The sequence below is a fragment of the Nonomuraea sp. K271 genome (genome assembly GCF_009908215.1).
GTDB classification, from domain to species: Bacteria; Actinomycetota; Actinomycetes; order Streptosporangiales; family Streptosporangiaceae; genus Nonomuraea; species Nonomuraea longispora.
Genome location: NZ_JAAAHR010000395.1, coordinates 1 through 759 on the forward strand (window position 1 = coordinate 1; position 759 = coordinate 759).

The window sequence follows — 759 nt, forward strand, 5'->3', positions numbered from 1 at the left end:
GCGACCCCGCCTTCGACGGGGGCCGGCTCACAACCGCAGACGCCGGTATCGGCCTCACCGAAACCGGGCCTGCCGGTGGCCGGTTCCCCGCCAGCCTGGCTCTGTCGGGGCCGGGGGAACACATCGTGGTGCAGCCGCTGGGCGGAGGGGTACGGCCACGTGGGTTCTTCGCCGTGGGCGCGGATGAGGCGTACTCACCTGTCACCCACACGGTGATCAACGCGGCGGGCTCGCTGCTCACCCTGGCGATGGAGCAGGGCAGGTCCCAGCTGGAAGCCGAGCGCCGGGTGCGCTCCGCGGTGCTGGAACTGCTGCTGGAGGGCGACAGGGAACGGGCGCGCATGGTGCTGGAGCCGCTCGGGGGCCGGTTGCCCGAGGAGCCGCTGGTAGCGGTCGCCACGGGTCCCGAGGCCCTGGACGTGCTGGAGACCTACGCCTTCGCGGCCCTGTACGACGACACGGACAGGGGAGACGGGGCGCGGCAGCCCGGCGGGCGCAGGGCCGGGGCGCGATCGGCACGGGCGAAGGGGCAGGTGGCCATCGCGCTGGTCGCGGCAGGCCCAGCGGACAGCCAGGCGGGTGGTTCGCGGGGTGGTTCGTCGGCAGGTTCGGCGGCGGAAGGACGAGCGGACGGCTCGTCGAGGGGTTCGGGGAGTGGCACGGTCGAAATGGTCGCGGGGCGCGTGGCGGAGACGGTGGCCCTGGAGGCGGACGTGCCCGTGGGTGTCAGCCTGCCCTGCGATGAGGCTGCTCCAGCTC

1 pseudogene is annotated in these 759 nt (G+C 73.9%); it reads left to right on the forward strand.

Annotation, left to right across the window (positions count from 1 at the left end):
* Nucleotides 1-125: 125 nt before the first annotated feature.
* Nucleotides 126-759, forward strand: a pseudogene (locus GUY59_RS48155) (hypothetical protein); the annotation flags it as partial.